The organism is Rhodococcus sp. BH4, from assembly GCF_002079265.1.
Taxonomy (GTDB): Bacteria; Actinomycetota; Actinomycetes; order Mycobacteriales; family Mycobacteriaceae; genus Rhodococcus_F; species Rhodococcus_F qingshengii.
Map to the genome: position 1 here is coordinate 161,901 of NZ_CP014941.1, position 16,233 is coordinate 178,133.

Consider the following 16,233-nt stretch of genomic DNA (forward strand, 5'->3'; position numbering starts at 1 on the left):
ATCTGGTCGGCTCCACGATGGAGGGTGTTGCATGCTGAGCAGGCTGACTTCGAGTGCGAGCGACGCCGAACTGTCTGACGTCGAGCGGCGCGACCTCTTCGCACGCCAGATACTGCAGGTGACGACGGTCGCGCCACTGGCCAACATGGTCAATGTACTCAGCGTGTGCGCTTTGCTTGTGTATGTCGTACCCCCCGGTCACAACGAGTTTCGGGTGATCTGGGGTTCTGCGGCCTTCTTGGTCGTCCTCAATTCGGTGCGCGTCTGGATACCGCGAGTCGTCCTGAAGGGCCGGTACACGCCCAAACATACGACGAAGTACGACTACTGGGCGCTCATGCTCGAGGTGATCCTGCTCGGGCTTCTGCTTGTCGTTCTCGCCGCCGCGATGCTTCCCGTGACGGACAACTCGCGAAAGCTTGTGCTTCTAGCGACATTCGCCGGAGTCATGGGCGCCGGCGCCGTAGCATTGTCGACGGTTCGGTCGATAGCGGTAGCGTGGATTCTGGTGCACAGCATCGGATTGCTCGTCGTTATCCTGCCCAAGAGAACCACGGAATACGCTGTCCTCTCGTTCCAGTTGGTCGTGTACTCGGTGACACTGATTATCGGCGTCGTGTACCTCTGGGCGTCGTTCCGAAGTCGTTGTCTTGCCGAGTTCGAGGCTGCTGCCGAGCGCCAGACGGTCAGTTTGCTTCTCGACGATTTCGAGGGTGGGTCACGCGACTGGCTGTGGGAAGTCGACACCACCGGGACGTTGTCGCACACCTCCGCTCGGCTGTCGCAGATCTCGGGAGTTCCCGTCTCCGACTTGCGAACCCTGTCGCTGCGCGGATTGTTGGATCGGCTCGACGTGGGTTCGACGAAGAGTGGCCGAGCCGCGGTCCAGGTCATCGGAGATCACCTCGACCGCCTCATGCCGTTTCGAGAGGTCGTCATTCCCGTTCGTGTCGACGGCGTCGACCGATGGTGGTCTCTGTCGGGTCATCCCAGGCTATCCGAGGCCACGGAGTTCGTGGGTTGGCGAGGCGTGGGCTCGGACATCACCGAGAAGTACAACTACGAGCGGCGAATTCTGTGGCTTGCTGCAACCGACGGACTGACCGGGCTCCCGAATCGCCGGACGTTCGGCTCGGAGCTGTCCGACGCGCTCGGCACCGTCCGAACCGGCGAGGAAGTCCTTGTCGGAATCCTCGACCTGGACAATTTCAAGTCGGTGAACGACACGTTAGGGCACCCTGTCGGTGACAAATTGTTGATTTCCGTTGCTGCACGGCTCAATCGGGTGGTCGACGGCGCCATGTGTGCGCGAATCGGTGGTGACGAATTCGGCGTCGTCTTGCGGGGAACAGGGGACGGCGGAGAGGTGTTCGCTCGCTATCTGGATACATTGCGCGAGCCGTTTTACGTGCGGGGGAATCGCATCGAGGTTCGTGCATCGATCGGCTATGCCGGCGCACCCGCAGATTCCGAAGACGCGGACACGCTTGTCATGTCCGCCGACCTGGCGCTGTATGCGGCAAAATCCGCCGGCAAGAACCGGGTAGGAAGATACTCACCGGTGCTGCGGGCGCGGGCCAGGGAGCGAGCATCGGCCCTGCAAGAACTTGGGCTTGCGATCGAGTCTCGGCAGTTCGAGCTGTACTACCAACCGCAGGTTCGTGCGGACACCGGCCGCGTCGAGGGTTTCGAGGCACTGCTTCGCTGGAATCACCCGGTGCGGGGCGTGCTTGCACCGCACATTTTCATCGATGTCGCGGAGGAGACCGGCCTGATAGTCCCTCTGGGGCTTCAGGTACTGAACATGGCGTGCGCCGAAGCCGCGACGTGGCCCGACGACACTTACGTGACGGTGAACGTCTCTCCGGTGCAACTGATGTCGTCCGGGTTCGGATCGGCCGTGAACGATGCGCTGGAGGCAAGCGGTCTGTCCGGCAAACGGCTTCAGCTGGAAATCACAGAGACGGGAGCAGTGGAGGAGCTTGCCGTCGCCGAGTTGGATCGCCTGCGTGCCACCGGAATTGCGATTGCCCTGGACGACTTCGGAACCGGCTATTCGTCTTTCGAGAGTTTGAAGAAACTGCCGTTGGACATCCTCAAGATCGACCGGTCGTTCATCACCGAACTGAGCGAGGGTGATTCGGCAGTTGTCACTTCGGTGGTCGAGGTGGCGAAGGCGCTCGGTATGCAGTCATTGGCGGAAGGCGTGGAGACGGCCGACCAGCTGAGGCTCTTGCTTACCGCCGGTTGCGAATTGGTTCAGGGTTACTACATCAGCCGACCGATGCCGGCGAAGGAAGTGGCCGAGTACCTCAGCGCAACTGCCCACTCTAACGGTGGGTATTTTCATTCGTTCTGACAACTGTGCGCCTTTATTAACCGCGGGCGGTTAATAAAGGCGCACAGCAGGGAGGTTAGCGCGGCGCCATGCGCAGTGCGCCGTCCATGCGGATGGTCTCGCCGTTGAGGTAGTCGTGCTCGACGATCATCTGCGCGAGCTGCGCGTACTCGGACGGCTGGCCCAGGCGCGACGGGAACGGAACGCCGGCCTCGAGGCCCTTGCGGTACTCGTCGGTGACGCCTGCGAGCATCGGGGTGTCGATGATGCCGGGAGCGATCGTGTTGACGCGGATGCCGAACTGCGCAAGGTCACGGGCAGCCGGAACCGTCATGCCGTGCACGCCGCCCTTGGAGGCGGAGTACGCGATCTGGCCGATCTGGCCTTCGAAGGCAGCAACGGAAGCGGTGTTGATGACGACGCCGCGCTGACCCGACTCGTCGACGGCCTCGGTCTTGGCGATGGCGTCGGCGGCCAGGCGCATGACGTTGAAGGTGCCGAGCAGATTGACGGTGATGACCGTGCGGAACAGCTCGAGGTCGTGCGGACCCTTCTTGGACAGGATGCGTCCGGCCCAGCCGACACCGGCACAGTTGACGACGATGCGCAGCGGGGAGCCCGACTCGACGATCTGGTTGATCGCTGCTTCGACCTCTTCGCCGCTGGTCACGTCGGTGGGGATGAGGGTGACGCCGGCGGGGACGTTGTCGCCTGCGCGCTCGATCGACGCGGGCAGATCCAGGCCGAAGACGGTAGCGCCGGCGTCGGCGAGGCGCTTGGCTGTTGCGGCGCCGAGGCCTGATGCCGCTCCGGTGACCAGTGCTGCGGTTCCCTTGATTTCCACTTCGTGTGCTCCTCGAGTTAGCGATCGGTAAGGCGGTGGTACGTGTCGAGAACCATAACGCGAGGGTGTATGTGAGGGCGAACGCGCGAGACCCACGTAGGGCTGGGTACCTTGGACGCGAGGTCTGAGAGCAAAGCACCGGACGAGAGGGGACCTGCGTGAGCAAGGCGCCTGTGCGTCCCGCCGCTTCTGTCGAGAATTTCGAGCGGTTGCAGCGCGACCCTCTCTTCGAAGATCTCGCCGAACTGATTGCCGAGGTTCTCTCCTACGCGTTCGACGCTCCGGCCGCCGTCGAGATCGAACAGTGGACGATCAGTTGCCTGCCGTCGACCAACCGATCGGCGGAGCGCCATCGCTTGTTCACGCTCAATATCGGTCCGATGGAGATTCTGAGCGTCGAGTGCCATCTGGTCGGCGGTAAGCCGATCGAGCACGTCATGTCCGTCTACGTATCCAGTTCGGCACTGGAATCGCGAACCGGCTGCAGCATCGAAGAACTCGACGCCAAGCACGATCTGGTCGCCATCAGACGCACCGAGTTGGCGTCCGCCGACGGCGACGGGACCGTGATCGACTGCAGTCTCGAGGACTCGGATGCGTTGGAACAGTTTGCTCAACTGCCCGTCGACATGACGACGGTTCGTCCGCTCGCGGAGCATCTTGTTGCCAAGGGCAAGGGCCCATTTCGGCAGTATCACAACGCCGGGTTCGCCAAATATGTACTGGAAAGGTCGCTCGACCATGCTTGATCAGTTGCCCATCCGACTCCCGCGTGTGCTGCGAGACGGGGACGATGACGGCGCGGTCGACGTGCTGCAGGAATATTTCACGAGGCCGCTCCGAAAGACCGGTTATCTCCGAACCGGTGCGTTGTGGGATTCCTGGGATCCCAGTGGCAATCGCGATCGTGATGCGAACATCTTCACCGCGGAAGATCTTGTTGCGGTGACTCTTCTGTCGGTTCAGGTTCCGGCGCAAGGAGCCTTCTTCCTGCTCGGGGAGAACAATGCCGAACTGAACCGACTCCTGGCGGACGTGGGCCCGGATCGCGATCTGTCGAACGAACCCGATCCCTTCACTCCGGAATCCCCGGTGTGGCGGTTGGAGACGGCGCTTCGAGAGATTCACGGCGTCGGGCGAACCATGGCGTCCAAACTGATCGCGCGCAAGCGTCCGCGACTCTTCCCGATCTACGACGACGTCGTCGGGCGGGAGTTGGGAACGAAGTCGGCCCACCTGGAACCCGTTCGCGTAGCCATGCGGGAAGACGAGTTGCAGAGTCGACTCCTCGATCTACGTGCACGAGCAGGTCTCGACGAATCCGTTCCGGTCATCAGGGTGTTGGACGTGCTGGCGTGGATGCAGGGTAAGGGATACAAACCGGCACTCTAGCTTTCTTGTCGGTGGGCAGGTCTATTGTCGAATGTATGTTCGATAAGGGATTGACGAGCGGTGTGGGGACATCCGTCGATGACGGCTGTCCTGTCGTCGACCCACTCATGTTGCCGGACATGCTCTTTGCGACGGCGCAGAGCGAGAACATGCTTGCCGCGCAAAAGGTGCTCGGTGCATCCATGTTGTCGGAGTCGAGATTCAACGCCGAACTCGACGTGTCCGGTGATGTCGACAAGGCGTGGCGGATCGCATGCAACGAGATCGCGGTCATGCTCACGTGCTCGCGTCGTACTGCCGAAGTCCACATCGAGATCGGTGATGCCCTGCGGGAGTTCCTTCCGTTCACAAAGGCCGCCTTCGCTGCCGGCGAGCTGGACTATGCGCGTGTGCGCAAGATTGTCGACGGACTCACCGGGGTCGACCCCGAGGCGATCGCAGCACTCGAGCGCCGGGTACTTGCCTCGGCGCACCGTCTTCCGCCCGGGCAACTGGAGCGCGACATCGAGCGCCAGCTCTTTGCCTACGATCCGGATGCTGCCGCCGAACGTCGCCGGAAGATGCTGGAACACCGCGATGTTCGCACGCGAGCAGACCGTCACGGACTCGCCCAGTTGCAGGCAACACTCAGCGCGACCGAGGCCGTCGAAGCGCTTGGCCTGATCAACGAGGCCGCCGGAAGCGTCTGCAACCACGATCCACGAAATGTCTCGACCCGTAGGGCCGACGCACTGGTCGCTCTGCTGCACGGCGAACAGGGGCTGACTTGTCAGTGTGGCAGCGAAACGTGCGAGGCAGCATCCACAGCAGCTCGATCGACTGCATCATCACGTCGGAAGCCGTTGTTGCACATCGTGTGTGATCTGGCGACGCTCCTCGGATTGATGTCAGATCCCGCGAGCATCGACGGATACGGGCCGATCGATCCTGATTTTGCTCGCGAGCTCGCCGCTGATTCCACCTGGCAGGCCTTGTTCGTTGATTTCCGCGCCCAGGCCGCGGGGAACCGACCGCGTCGGCAGCATGCTCCGACTGTCCTGCCGCTTGTCACCCGACGTGATCGCCCAAGTCGCGAACCGAACGGCTGCGGGGATCGGATTCGGGCGATGCAACGGTTGGTCGCGCGATCCCCGGACATCGTTCGAAGATCGGATGGGCATGGCACCCAACCCGATCCGCCTCCCGGCGCGCTGACCTATGCTCCGGGAGCGGCTCTGGCCGCATTGGTGCGGGCCGTCGACGGTCACTGCCGGTTCCCTGGTTGTTCGGTGCCCGCGAACAGGTGCCAACTCGACCACATCACCGAGTTCGATCCTTCCGATCCGAGACGCGGTGGGTGGACCATTGCGAGCAACCTCCAATGCCTGTGTCGTCATCACCATCAGGTGAAGACATACAGGTTGTGGACGCCGGTGATGCTGGAGGACCGTGCCATTCACTGGACCGATAAAACCAGCGGGTTGACGGCTGTCACGGTTCCGGAGAGGATCTGACTTCGAAGATGGTTTCCAGACCGTCTTCTTCGTCCCACTGCTCACCGACTTCGCAAAAATTGTACTGGCTGATCAGATTTCGTGATGCGATGTTGTCCGGACTGATGGTCGCTCGAACGGTGTGTACTTCGGATTCGCGACTCGCGACGTCGAGAAGTATCTCGAGGGCGGCCCGTGCGTAGCCCTGGCGCCGGAACGCCGGGTCGATGCGATATCCGACCTCCACCATCCCGCGCGCATCGGGACGACCATGGAATCCGGCCAACCCCACCGGCGTCGAGGTGCGGGCATCGACGGCGATGCGGGTGATCCACGCGCTGTCGAGGGGATTCTCTGCTATCTGCTTGCTCCGGTAGCGCCACAAGCCCTGGCATTCTTCGCCGAGGAGATACGGGGTCAGGAGGTCGGGTGCGAGTTCCATTGCAAGAGTGGCGTTGTCTTCACCCAGTGCGTGCAGGGCGAGTGATGGAACCTGGACCAGTTGAAGTCCCCGTCCGTCGAGTGTCCAGGGTAGTTCGGTGACTGTCACAGGTCGGCGATCGGAGTCGACAGCGTTATGTCGACGCCGATGCTCCGGAGATTGCCGTCGAGAACCTGCCAGATGGAGCGCCCCAGGAACTCGGCCAATTCCGCACTGGACACATCGGAACCCGGCTGGCTGAGCCAACGGTTGACGCTGACGTCGACCAATCCGATGACGCCGAAAGCCAAGGGCTCCGCCATCTTCGACGGTTTGCCACGGCTGGTGAGGATCGTGCCCAACAAATTTCCCAATTGGACGGCGATGGCCGTCTTGGTTCCGGTCACCACTTTCGAACCGGTGGCCCGCGTACTCGGCGAGCCCTTGCCTAAAAAGTGGTGCAGTCGTGGATATTTCACAATCCACTGAAGGTAGGTCTCGACGGCCCGTGAGATGGCCTCGCCGACGGTGCCCTTCGGCGTGAGAGTGGGGGCCAGGTCGGTCATCATCATCTCGAGGATGCGGACTCGCAGCTGCTCGTCGAGGTCGGCTCGATCCTTGAAAATCCGGTAGACAACAGAGCGGGGGACGTCGGCGCGCTCGGCGATCTGCTGGACGCCGACGTCGGCGCCACCTTCGTTGACTGCATCGAGTGCTGCGTCGAGGATTCGCGCTTTGCGCTGCTCCTTGTGATCGTTCCAGCGAGTGCTGCGCCCGTCGGGCTGCGCCGACTCGGCTGTTTTTGTCATAAATCGAACGATACTCACCCCGCCATTGACTGGACAAGATGTCTCACATACTTTGGTGGGACAGCGTGTCACACACAGATACCGTTCTCTTCAGGAGTGGCAATGAGTAACAGGGTTTTTGTCGTCGGCGTCGGCATGACGAAGTTCGAGAAGCCGGGAGCCCGCGAGTGGGACTACCCCGACATGGCACGCGAGTCGGGTACCAAGGCGCTCGAAGACGCGGGTATCGACTACACCGAGGTCGAGCAGGCATACGTCGGCTACGTCTACGGCGAGTCCACCGCAGGTCAGCGCGCTGTCTACGAGCTCGGTCTGACAGGTATCCCCATCGTCAACGTGAACAACAACTGTTCGACGGGATCGACCGCGCTCTACCTCGCCACGCAGGCAGTCAAGAGTGGCCAGGCCGACTGCGCACTGGCGCTGGGCTTCGAGAAGATGCAGTCCGGGTCCCTCGGATCCACCTACGACGACCGTGAACAGCCACTCATGCGCCACCTCCTCGCTCTCGCCGAACTGCAGGAGTTCGCGATGCCGCCCGCTCCGTACATGTTCGGCGCGGCCGGCGTCGAGCACATGGAACGCTTCGGAACCACTGCCGAGCAGTTCGCGAAGATCGCCGTCAAGAACCACAAGCACTCGCTGAACAACCCGTATGCCCAGTTCCAGGACGAGTACACCCTCGAGCAGATCCTCGAAGCACGCCAGATCCACGGGCCGCTCACCAAGCTCCAGTGCTCGCCTACCTCGGACGGATCCGGCGCGGCGATCATCGCCAGCGAAGCATTCGTCGAGAAGCACGGCCTCGCTTCTCAGGCGATCGAGATCGTCGGGCAGGCCATGGTCACCGACATGAACAGCACTTTCGAGGACAAGAGCGCCATCAGCCTCGTCGGCGCAGACATGACCCGCAAGGCCGCCGAGAAGGTATACGCCCAGGCCGGGATCACCGCCGACGACGTCGACGTCATCGAACTCCACGACTGCTTCTCCACTAACGAGTTGCTGACCTACGAGGCACTTGGACTGTGCGCCGAAGGTGACGGCGGCAAGCTCGTCGACGCCGACGACACCACCTACGGCGGACGCTGGGTGGTCAACCCGTCCGGCGGCCTCATCTCGAAGGGCCACCCCCTCGGAGCAACAGGCCTCGCGCAGTGCGCCGAACTCACCTGGCAGCTCCGCGGAACCGCGGACAAGCGTCAGGTCGACGGCGCGAAGGTCGCCCTCCAGCACAACATCGGACTCGGCGGTGCAGTTGTCGTGACCGCATACAAGCCCTACGCACGCTGAATCACACCCTCAACCCGCTAGCTACCCACTAGGAGTTTCATCATGGCTTCCGTTTCCGTCTCCGCCGTACTGCCCGCATCCCCCGAGAAGACCTGGGATGCGCTCTCCGATCTGTCTCGCTGGGAAGAGTGGCTCACCATTCACCAGGGCTGGAAGAGTGAACTCCCCACCGAGGTGGCTTTGGGCGCCAAGTTCACCGAGGTCGTCTCGGTGATGGGTATGGCCAACAAGATCGAGTGGACCGTCGAAGAGGTCGAGGTTCCGAAGATGGTCAAGATCGCCGGAACCGGAATGGCCGGCGTCACCGTCGAATTCATCCTCTCGGTCGAGGCCGACGGTGCGGGCTCGAAGGCAACCGTCGACGCCAGCTTCAAGGGCACCATGATCGTCGGGCCGATCGGCAAGGCAGTTGCCAAGAACGCCAAGGCTGATCTCGAGGCCTCGCTGGCCAAGTTCGCCGAGCTGGTCGGGTAACGGCTCGATGACGACACCGAAGACCAACGCGGTCGAATTCGATACGTCCGGGCTGGACGTATGGACCGATCCGGAGCACTTCGAGGTGACAGCCGAGCGCATCGCCGAATATGCCGCTGCCACCAACGACCCCATCGAGCGACACCTGAAAGGCGAGATCGCTCCGCCGGTCTTCGCGGTGGTACCCGTCTTCATGTCGATGGCACCCGCTGCGCTGTCGGTGGCGCCGGTCGAACTGCTGATGAAGCTCGTTCACGGTGAGCAGGACTTCCTGTTCCACCGTCCGATCTACCCTGGCGACCATCTGGTCGCTCGCGCCAAGCCCATCGGATTCGAGGGCCGGGACAACGGGTCCACCGTCGTCATCTACGTCGAAACCAAAACCGACAAGGGTGAATTGGTCAACGAGCAATGGATGACAGCGTTCTTCCGCAAGGTCGACGCGGGCCCCGGACTGGGCGAGAAGGCTCCCGAACACCGATTCGACGACGCTCTTCGCGCTGGTAGACCCGCAGCGGTGGTGAACCAGCATATCGACGAGGACCAGACGTTCCGGTACTCACCGGCTTCCGGCGATCCGATGCCGATCCACCTTGACGAGGAGATCGCTAGGATGTCCGGGCTCCCCGGAATCATCAACCACGGACTGTGCACGATGGCGTTCACGTCGTGGGGAGCCCTGACCGAACTGGCAGGCGGCGAGACCGAGCGGTTGCGTCGTCTCGCAGTGCGATTCGCGAAACCCGTACTCCCGACCCAGGACATCGAGACGGTGTTCTACAAGTCGAGTTCGGCAGACGGAGCCACGTCGTACTCGTACGAAACCAGTGCGGTCGGCGACCTCGTGATCAAGGACGGCCTCGCGGTCATCGCCGACAAATGAGTCTTCATGTCCGACAACTGAACTGATGGGAATCTGAACTGATGGGAAGTCTCGACGGTCGCGTAGCGATCATCACCGGAGCAGGACGCGGCATCGGCCGTGAGCATGCGCTGCTCTTCGCTCGTGAGGGTGCGAGCGTCGTGGTCAACGACCTCGGCGGCGCAAACGACGGTTCCGGTGCAGATGCCGGCCCCGCGCAGCAGGTAGTCGACGAGATCGTTGCCGCAGGCGGCAAGGCCGTTGCCAACACCGACAACATCGCCACCTGGGACGGTGCCGAGGGCCTCGTCAAGCAGGCCGTCAGTGAGTTCGGCCGACTCGACGTCCTGGTCAACAACGCCGGCATTCTTCGTGACGCCTTCATCGCGGGTATGGACGAGAGCCAGTGGGACGCAGTCATTGCCGTGCACCTCAAAGGGCACGCCGCGACACTGCACCACGCTGCCGCATACTGGAAGGACCAGAGCAAGGCAGGCGAGACCGTCAACGCTTCGGTCATCAACACTGCTTCGGCTTCGGGTACTTTCATGCCCAATGCGGGCCAGGGCAACTACGGTGCCGCCAAGGCGGGCATCGCAGCTCTGACTTTGGTGGCCGCTGACGAGCTCGATCGATACGGCGTGCGCGTCAACGCAATTGCGCCGATCGCGCGTACTCGACTGACGCTGGCGACACCCGGTATGGGTGCGCTCTTCGCGGCCGAGGTCCCCGAGGGTGAGTTCGATGCGTTTGCGCCGTCAAACATCTCGCCGCTCGTGGCTTATCTCGCGGCGGCGGACTGCAAGCTCACCGGCAAGGTGTATGCCGTTCAGGGTGGGGCCATCACGGAACTCGCCGGCTGGCACGGTGTGAACACCATCGAGAGCGAGGGTCCCTGGACCACCGCCGACCTCGCAGAACGACTGTAAGCGTATGGCACGCAACGCATACGAACTCGGTCTCGGGCTGAGTGAGGAGCACACCGCGCTTGCAGATTCGGTGCGCTCCTTCGCCGAGCGCACCATCACCACCGAGCAGGTGCGCGCGGCCGTGGAGTCGCGGACCGAGGACAAGTTCCCCCAGTTCTGGACGGCACTCGTCGGGCAGGACCTTCTCGGGCTCGCGGTTCCGGAAGAGCAAGGTGGTCACGGCGCCGGCCTGCTGACCTTGGCGGTGGCACTGGAAGCATTGGGCCGCACAGTCTCTCCCGGCCCGTTCGTTCCGACGGTATTGGCAAGTGCCGTTCTCGGTGTCGCCGATTCCAAGGCGGGACCCGAGTTCCTGCCCGGTCTGATCGACGGAAGTCGTACGGCAGCAGTCGCCTTGGGTGCACCGTTGGCGGCCGAGTCGTCGGACGGTGGGTACAAGATCACGGGCGCACTCGACGGTGTGCTCGGTGGTGAGCACGCCGACGTACTGCTGGTTCCGATCCAGTTGCCCGAGGGCGTTCGCTACGCGGTGCTCGAGAGCAGCGCAGTCGCGATCACCGTTCAGGACAGCATCGACGTGCTGCGCGGTAGTGCGCGGATCGAAGCTGACAATGCTCAGATCAGCGCCGAACGGATACTCGACGGTCTCACCGAGGCGCGGGTACGGTCCATTGCCGCAGTCGTTCTCGGCGCCGAAGACGTCGGCGTCATGTCCTGGTGCGTTTCCACTGCGTCGGAGTACGCCAAGACACGCGTGCAGTTCGGGCGACCCATCGGCCAGTTCCAGGGCGTCAAGCACAAGTGTGCGCAGATGGGCATTGCGCTCGAGCAGGCACGCGCCGTTGTGTGGGATGCGGCAAGCGCATTGGACAAGGGCGACGACACGGCAGATTTTGCCGCCGATATCGCAGCAGTCATCGTGCCGGACGCCGCAGTGCAGGTAGCGCAGGATTGTGTGCAGGTCCACGGCGGCATCGGCTTCACGTGGGAGCACGACGCCCACCTGTACTACCGGCGCGCGCTCTCGATCCGCGGCATTCTCGGTACCCGCGAGGATCGTGCCAACCGTGTTGCGCAGCAGGCACTTGACGGTGTCAGCCGGGCTTCGGTTCTCGAACTGCCGCCGGAGGCAGAGGAGATCCGCGGCGGCATCGCGGCCGAGCTTGCCAAGTTGGTCGAGCTCGACGAGGACGACCAGCTGATCGCGCTCGGCGACGGCGGCTGGGTTCAGCCTCACCTGCCGAAGCCGTACGGGCGCGGCGCCGCTCCGCTCGAGCAGATCGTCATCTCCCAGGAAATCAAGGCTGCCGGTATCTCGATGCCGCAGCTTCTGATGGGAACGTGGGCAGTGCAGGCCGTCGTGGCACATGGTTCGGACAAGCAGAAGCAAGAGCTGGCCGTGCCTACCCTGCAGGGTGAGCTGGTGTGGTGCCAGCTCTTCAGCGAGCCCGGTGCTGGTTCCGACCTTGCGTCATTGTCCACGAAGGCCGAAAAGGTCGACGGCGGTTGGAAGATCACCGGTCAGAAGATCTGGACCACGGTTGCGCAGTTCTCCGACTGGGCAATGCTGATCGCCCGCACGGACGCCACCAAGCCGAAGCATCAGGGCATCACCTACTTCGTGCTCGATATGTCGACACCGGGCATCACCGTCCGCCCGCTGCGTGAGATGACGGGCTCGGCGTTGTTCAACGAGGTGTTCCTCGACGACGTGTTCATCCCCGACGAGAACGTGGTCGGTGAGGTCAACGACGGGTGGAACGTCGCCCGGACGACGCTGGCCGGCGAGCGCGTCGCGCTCAGCCAGAAGATGGAGGCGTACGCCTCGGACTCCGATCTGCTGAAGTTCGCGAAGTCGGCAGACCTGAGCCCGATCGGACGCTACCGTGTCGGCGAGCTGGTTGCGGAGAGTCAGGCGATCGATCTCATCGGTTCCCGCGTTGTGCTCAAGCAACTTTCGGGAATCGACGTGAGTACGACGTCGAGCGTCGGCAAGCTGTTGGCGATGAAGATCAGCCAGTCGATCGCCGAGTTCGTCGTCGCCGAACTGGGTGCTGCCGGAGCGGTCAGCATCCCAGGTCAGCCAAGCGACAAGGCGATGGAGCAACTCATTTCGGGCCGTGCCACCACGATCTACGGTGGCACAACCGAGGTGCAACTCAACGTGATCGGTGAGCGCATGCTCGGATTGCCGCGAGACTGAGGGTATTTACCGGCGAGGCTCAGTCCTGGATTCTTCTCCAGGGCTGAGCCTCTTCCAGTTCGAAGGCCAATTCGAGGAGCGTGCGCTCGTCGCCGAGATCGGCGGAGAAATGCGCAGCCAACGGCAAACCGTTGCTGGTCTGATGCATCGGTAGCGAAATCGCGGGACCTCCGGAGATGTTGTTCAGTGGCGTGAACGATGTGTACGCGATCAGCTTGTCGAAGAGTTCCTCGAAAGGCTGAGCGGGAGAGAGGTATCCCAGCTCGGGGGTGGTGTGCCCCAGGGCCGGCGAGAGCACGACGTCGTACTTCAAGAACATGGCGCTGTATTGCTGCTGGAGCCGTCGCAGACGGTAGAGCACGCGCGGCGTCTTCACCAGGTTCTTCCGGTACAGCGTGTAGAGGCCCTTGGTGAGATTGTCGGTGCCGGACTTGTCGAAGTCGGGTCCGAGCATTTGTTTGCCACCGGTGGAGATGGCAAACGACAGAAAGCCCCAGTAAATGCTGAAGTCGTCGATGAATTCGGGGCCGACGGGCAGTGCTGCGTCCTCGACATGATGGCCAAGGCTTGCAAGGAGTTCGGCCGTAGCTTCGACGGACTTGCGCGTCTCGTCGTCCGTCTTGGTGACGGTGACGGAATCGGCGATCACGCCGACGCGCAGGCGGGTTGAGCTGGGTCCTTCGATCAAGCGAACCGGTGCGAGTCGCGGATTGCGGTAGTAGTTCTCAGCCGCAGACATCCATCGTGCAGTGTCGCGAACAGTGCGAGTAACGGCGCCCTGGGCGATCAACCGGATCGGCATCGACTTGTCGGCCGGATCGGCGATGGTGCGTCCGCGAGTGGGTTTGAGTCCGACGAGTCCGCAGGCAGCGGCGGGAATGCGAATCGATCCACCGCCGTCGTTGGCGTGCGCGATCGGGAGTACGCCGGCAGCAACAAGCGCGGCTGCGCCTCCCGAGGAAGCGCCCGACGAGTACGCCGGATTCCACGGGTTGTGCACGGGTTCTTCCGTCATGTATTCGGTGGACGCACTGAATCCGAACTCGGGCAGTCGGGTCTTGCCGATCGAAATGGCCCCGGTGGAGAGGAACTGCTTCGCGAAATCGCTGTCGGCTTTGGCGGGGATCGCGGTGAAGGCGGTACTGCCCTGCTGGGTGGGAAGGCCGGCGCTGTCGGTGTTGTCCTTGATCGCGGTGGGGACACCGGCAAAGACGCCCTTGGCGGGCCGGTTGCTCCTGGCGAGGGCACGATCGAAATCAGTGCAGGCCAGACCGTTCAATTGCCCCTGCACTGCCTCGGCGCGGGCGATCGATGCCTCCATGACTTCCCGTGCGGTCACCTCACCCGATTCGATCCGGGCGGCGACGCCGGTGGCGTCGAGGTCGCCCAGGGCGTCGTCGGTGAAAGCGTGGATGGGGGTGTTCGCGGTCATGGGGATCCTTGTCAGGCGGAGGCACTCAGGTCGTCCGTCCAGCATATTGGACGGACGACCCCTGAGTGGCGCTATCTGTGGATTGCGGTATCAGCTACCGAAGATCGTCACTGCCTGCTCGGCCGCCTGCGGCGCCTGCTGGAACACTCCCTGGGGGATGAACTGCTGCGGAATGAACTGCTGGGGGCCCAACTGCTGGAAGTTCGTGACCATCGGGTGGATCACGTTGTTGAATACATCGTTGAACATGTGTTGTGTCCTTCGGTTACAGCGTTTTTCGAACTTCTGACTCCATCGACACTAAGCACGGTTCTGACGAGTTTCAACGAAAATTGCTGATACACAGTCAAGTTCAAGTTCATTGCCAGCTGGGGGCCAGGAACCGGTCTTCCTTCACAGCTTGGACGCTGCGCCGTGCAGGTTCTTGGCTGTCGGGGAGGTCTCGACGGATTTGGGATCGGGGTACGTGCCCAGTACGCGATCGGCAGTTCCCGCGGTGGTGACGGTGAACCAGTAGTGCTCGTTCTTGAAGTGGTGGTTGCGGTGATTGCGCCAAACCGACCGGTAGAGAGCAGTTTTCGGCTTGTAGTCACTGTGGATGAGGAAATGTGTCCACTCGTAACCGAGGCCGAGCAGGGAAATGCAGGTCAGGAACGTCAGACCGAGTTCGACGCGGGGAAATGCCAGGAGGGCGACGGCTGTCAGAACGGGAATCACGATCAGGAGCGTCTGCCACGGGATGAAGATGAGTGAGACGGTTCGCGGCGCAAAGTGGTGTTCCCGATGGCTGCGCGCCAGCCGTGAATCGAGTGTGACGCCGGCAATGTTTCGCGGCTTCCAATGGAGAACGAAGACGTGAATGATCCACTCCACGAAGGGGAATGCGGCAAGCATCACGAGCGGAACGAGGGCGTCGGTGATCTGCCAGTTGCCCACTGCGATGCGCGCCGCCGCGGCGGCCAGCAGCATGGTGCCGATCATCCACGGCGTCGGTGACTTGCGGAACGTCCGTGCCGCATCGGCGAGAGTAAGAGGCTTGCTCATGGTTTCAGTCCTTCCAGGAAGGTGAGAGCGTCGCCGATTGCCGTCGTGCCGGTGTGAAGGAGCTGTGCGGCTGACGCCTCGGCAGTTGGCTCGTCGTGTGAAGTGATGGCGGAGGCCAGTTTTCGATACAGGTCGGTCTGGCCGACTTCGGCGACCATGACGGATGCAAGTGCAGTCATAGCCGGCTCGTATGCAGCCCGAAGGCTGTTGAAGATTAAACGGAAGGCAATGGAATCTGCGCTGTCGACGACGACGTCCCAGAACGCCAGAGCGCGGTCTTGCAACTCCACTGGATCTTCGGTGGCGCCTAGTTGATCAACGGCCGTGTCGAGTTCTCGGGCGGATTCCGCGGAGATGCGACGGGCGGCCAGCACAGCGATCTGCGGTCCCATCAACTCGCGAGTTTCCAGCACGCTGCGCACCACGCTCAGGTCGGGGACGCCGTCGCGCACCAGCAGCTGGGGGAGAAGTTCGGGTCCGGCCTGGCGTCGAAAATCGCGCACCGACGTGGACTCGCCCTGGCGGACCTCGACGAGTCCGGCCTGGGCGAGCTTCTGAATTGCCTCGCGGACTGCGGGCCGCGAGACGCCGAATGCCTCGGCGAGCTTGCGCTCGCTGGGTAGTGCCTCACCCGCAGCCAGCTCTCCGGCCAGCACTTTCACCGATATCTGATCGAAGACTGCGCCGGAGGCCGAGGTACGTGCAACGGGTTGGAACATG

Annotated in this window: 16 protein-coding genes; 9 read left to right on the forward strand and 7 right to left on the reverse strand. The window is 62.6% G+C overall.

Annotated features, from left to right (window positions below):
- The first annotated feature begins 31 nt into the window (after positions 1 to 31).
- Positions 32 to 2,359: a putative bifunctional diguanylate cyclase/phosphodiesterase gene (locus A0W34_RS00790; protein ID WP_081557179.1), complete on the forward strand. Its 2,328-nt coding sequence runs from the start codon at positions 32 to 34 to the stop codon at positions 2,357 to 2,359.
- A gap of 55 nt (positions 2,360 to 2,414) precedes the next feature.
- Here the strand turns inward: A0W34_RS00790 and A0W34_RS00795 are convergent, their stop codons facing one another.
- Positions 2,415 to 3,182, reverse strand: a complete 768-nt coding sequence (locus tag A0W34_RS00795; protein ID WP_003944195.1) for an SDR family NAD(P)-dependent oxidoreductase — start codon at positions 3,180 to 3,182, stop codon at positions 2,415 to 2,417.
- A 158-nt stretch (positions 3,183 to 3,340) separates the two neighbouring features.
- On the opposite strand from A0W34_RS00795, the gene A0W34_RS00800 reads away from it, so the two are divergent.
- Genes A0W34_RS00800 through A0W34_RS00810 form a run of 3 tightly spaced genes read left to right on the forward strand, consistent with a single transcriptional unit; the run spans position 3,341 to position 6,067 of the window.
- A complete protein-coding gene (locus tag A0W34_RS00800; protein WP_054188683.1) occupies positions 3,341 to 3,931 on the forward strand; it encodes a hypothetical protein in 591 nt (196 codons plus the stop codon).
- Positions 3,924 to 4,574, forward strand: a complete 651-nt coding sequence (locus tag A0W34_RS00805; RefSeq protein ID WP_054188682.1) for a DUF6308 family protein — start codon at positions 3,924 to 3,926, stop codon at positions 4,572 to 4,574. Before A0W34_RS00800 ends, A0W34_RS00805 begins: the two co-directional genes overlap by 8 nt.
- Before the next feature lie 35 nt (positions 4,575 to 4,609).
- A complete protein-coding gene (locus tag A0W34_RS00810; protein WP_081557180.1) occupies positions 4,610 to 6,067 on the forward strand; it encodes an HNH endonuclease signature motif containing protein in 1,458 nt (485 codons plus the stop codon).
- Here A0W34_RS00810 and A0W34_RS00815 read toward each other — a convergent pair.
- Together A0W34_RS00815 and A0W34_RS00820 are read right to left on the reverse strand one after the other, a co-directional pair.
- Positions 6,045 to 6,596, reverse strand: a complete 552-nt coding sequence (locus tag A0W34_RS00815; protein ID WP_081557181.1) for a GNAT family N-acetyltransferase — start codon at positions 6,594 to 6,596, stop codon at positions 6,045 to 6,047. The two genes, A0W34_RS00810 and A0W34_RS00815, sit on opposite strands and share 23 nt — an antisense overlap.
- The gene (locus tag A0W34_RS00820; RefSeq protein WP_081557182.1) at positions 6,593 to 7,276 is read right to left on the reverse strand and encodes a TetR/AcrR family transcriptional regulator; all 684 of its coding nucleotides are present in this window, start codon (positions 7,274 to 7,276) and stop codon (positions 6,593 to 6,595) included. Before A0W34_RS00820 ends, A0W34_RS00815 begins: the two co-directional genes overlap by 4 nt.
- A gap of 102 nt (positions 7,277 to 7,378) precedes the next feature.
- Here A0W34_RS00820 and A0W34_RS00825 point away from each other — a divergent pair, with 102 nt between their 5' ends.
- The 5 genes from A0W34_RS00825 to A0W34_RS00845 are packed head-to-tail and all read left to right on the forward strand — an operon-like array spanning position 7,379 to position 13,037.
- Positions 7,379 to 8,569, forward strand: a complete 1,191-nt coding sequence (locus A0W34_RS00825) for a lipid-transfer protein (protein ID WP_054825852.1) — start codon at positions 7,379 to 7,381, stop codon at positions 8,567 to 8,569.
- A gap of 42 nt (positions 8,570 to 8,611) precedes the next feature.
- On the forward strand, positions 8,612 to 9,043 hold the full coding sequence (locus tag A0W34_RS00830) for a type II toxin-antitoxin system Rv0910 family toxin (RefSeq protein ID WP_030535858.1): 432 nt from the start codon (positions 8,612 to 8,614) through the stop codon (positions 9,041 to 9,043).
- Positions 9,044 to 9,050: 7 nt separating this feature from the next.
- On the forward strand, positions 9,051 to 9,926 hold the full coding sequence (locus A0W34_RS00835; RefSeq protein WP_058038075.1) for a MaoC/PaaZ C-terminal domain-containing protein: 876 nt from the start codon (positions 9,051 to 9,053) through the stop codon (positions 9,924 to 9,926).
- Between the two features lie 41 nt (positions 9,927 to 9,967).
- A complete protein-coding gene (locus A0W34_RS00840; protein WP_007735961.1) occupies positions 9,968 to 10,834 on the forward strand; it encodes an SDR family oxidoreductase in 867 nt (288 codons plus the stop codon).
- A gap of 4 nt (positions 10,835 to 10,838) precedes the next feature.
- Positions 10,839 to 13,037: an acyl-CoA dehydrogenase gene (locus tag A0W34_RS00845; RefSeq protein WP_054781282.1), complete on the forward strand. Its 2,199-nt coding sequence runs from the start codon at positions 10,839 to 10,841 to the stop codon at positions 13,035 to 13,037.
- A 19-nt stretch (positions 13,038 to 13,056) separates the two neighbouring features.
- On the opposite strand, the gene A0W34_RS00850 is transcribed toward A0W34_RS00845, so the two are convergent.
- From A0W34_RS00850 to A0W34_RS00860, 4 genes are all read right to left on the reverse strand, one after another.
- Positions 13,057 to 14,469, reverse strand: a complete 1,413-nt coding sequence (locus A0W34_RS00850; RefSeq protein ID WP_042453230.1) for an amidase — start codon at positions 14,467 to 14,469, stop codon at positions 13,057 to 13,059.
- Positions 14,470 to 14,559: 90 nt separating this feature from the next.
- Positions 14,560 to 14,718, reverse strand: coding sequence for a hypothetical protein (locus tag A0W34_RS33065; RefSeq protein WP_003944172.1), 159 nt, complete (start codon positions 14,716 to 14,718; stop codon positions 14,560 to 14,562).
- A gap of 144 nt (positions 14,719 to 14,862) precedes the next feature.
- Positions 14,863 to 15,513 (reverse strand): sterol desaturase family protein, encoded by a 651-nt coding sequence (locus A0W34_RS00855; protein ID WP_081557183.1) that lies wholly within the window; start codon positions 15,511 to 15,513, stop codon positions 14,863 to 14,865.
- Positions 15,510 to 16,232 (reverse strand): FadR/GntR family transcriptional regulator, encoded by a 723-nt coding sequence (locus A0W34_RS00860; RefSeq protein WP_007735969.1) that lies wholly within the window; start codon positions 16,230 to 16,232, stop codon positions 15,510 to 15,512. The genes A0W34_RS00855 and A0W34_RS00860 overlap by 4 nt, the downstream gene beginning before the upstream one ends.
- Between the last annotated feature and the right edge of the window lies 1 nt (position 16,233).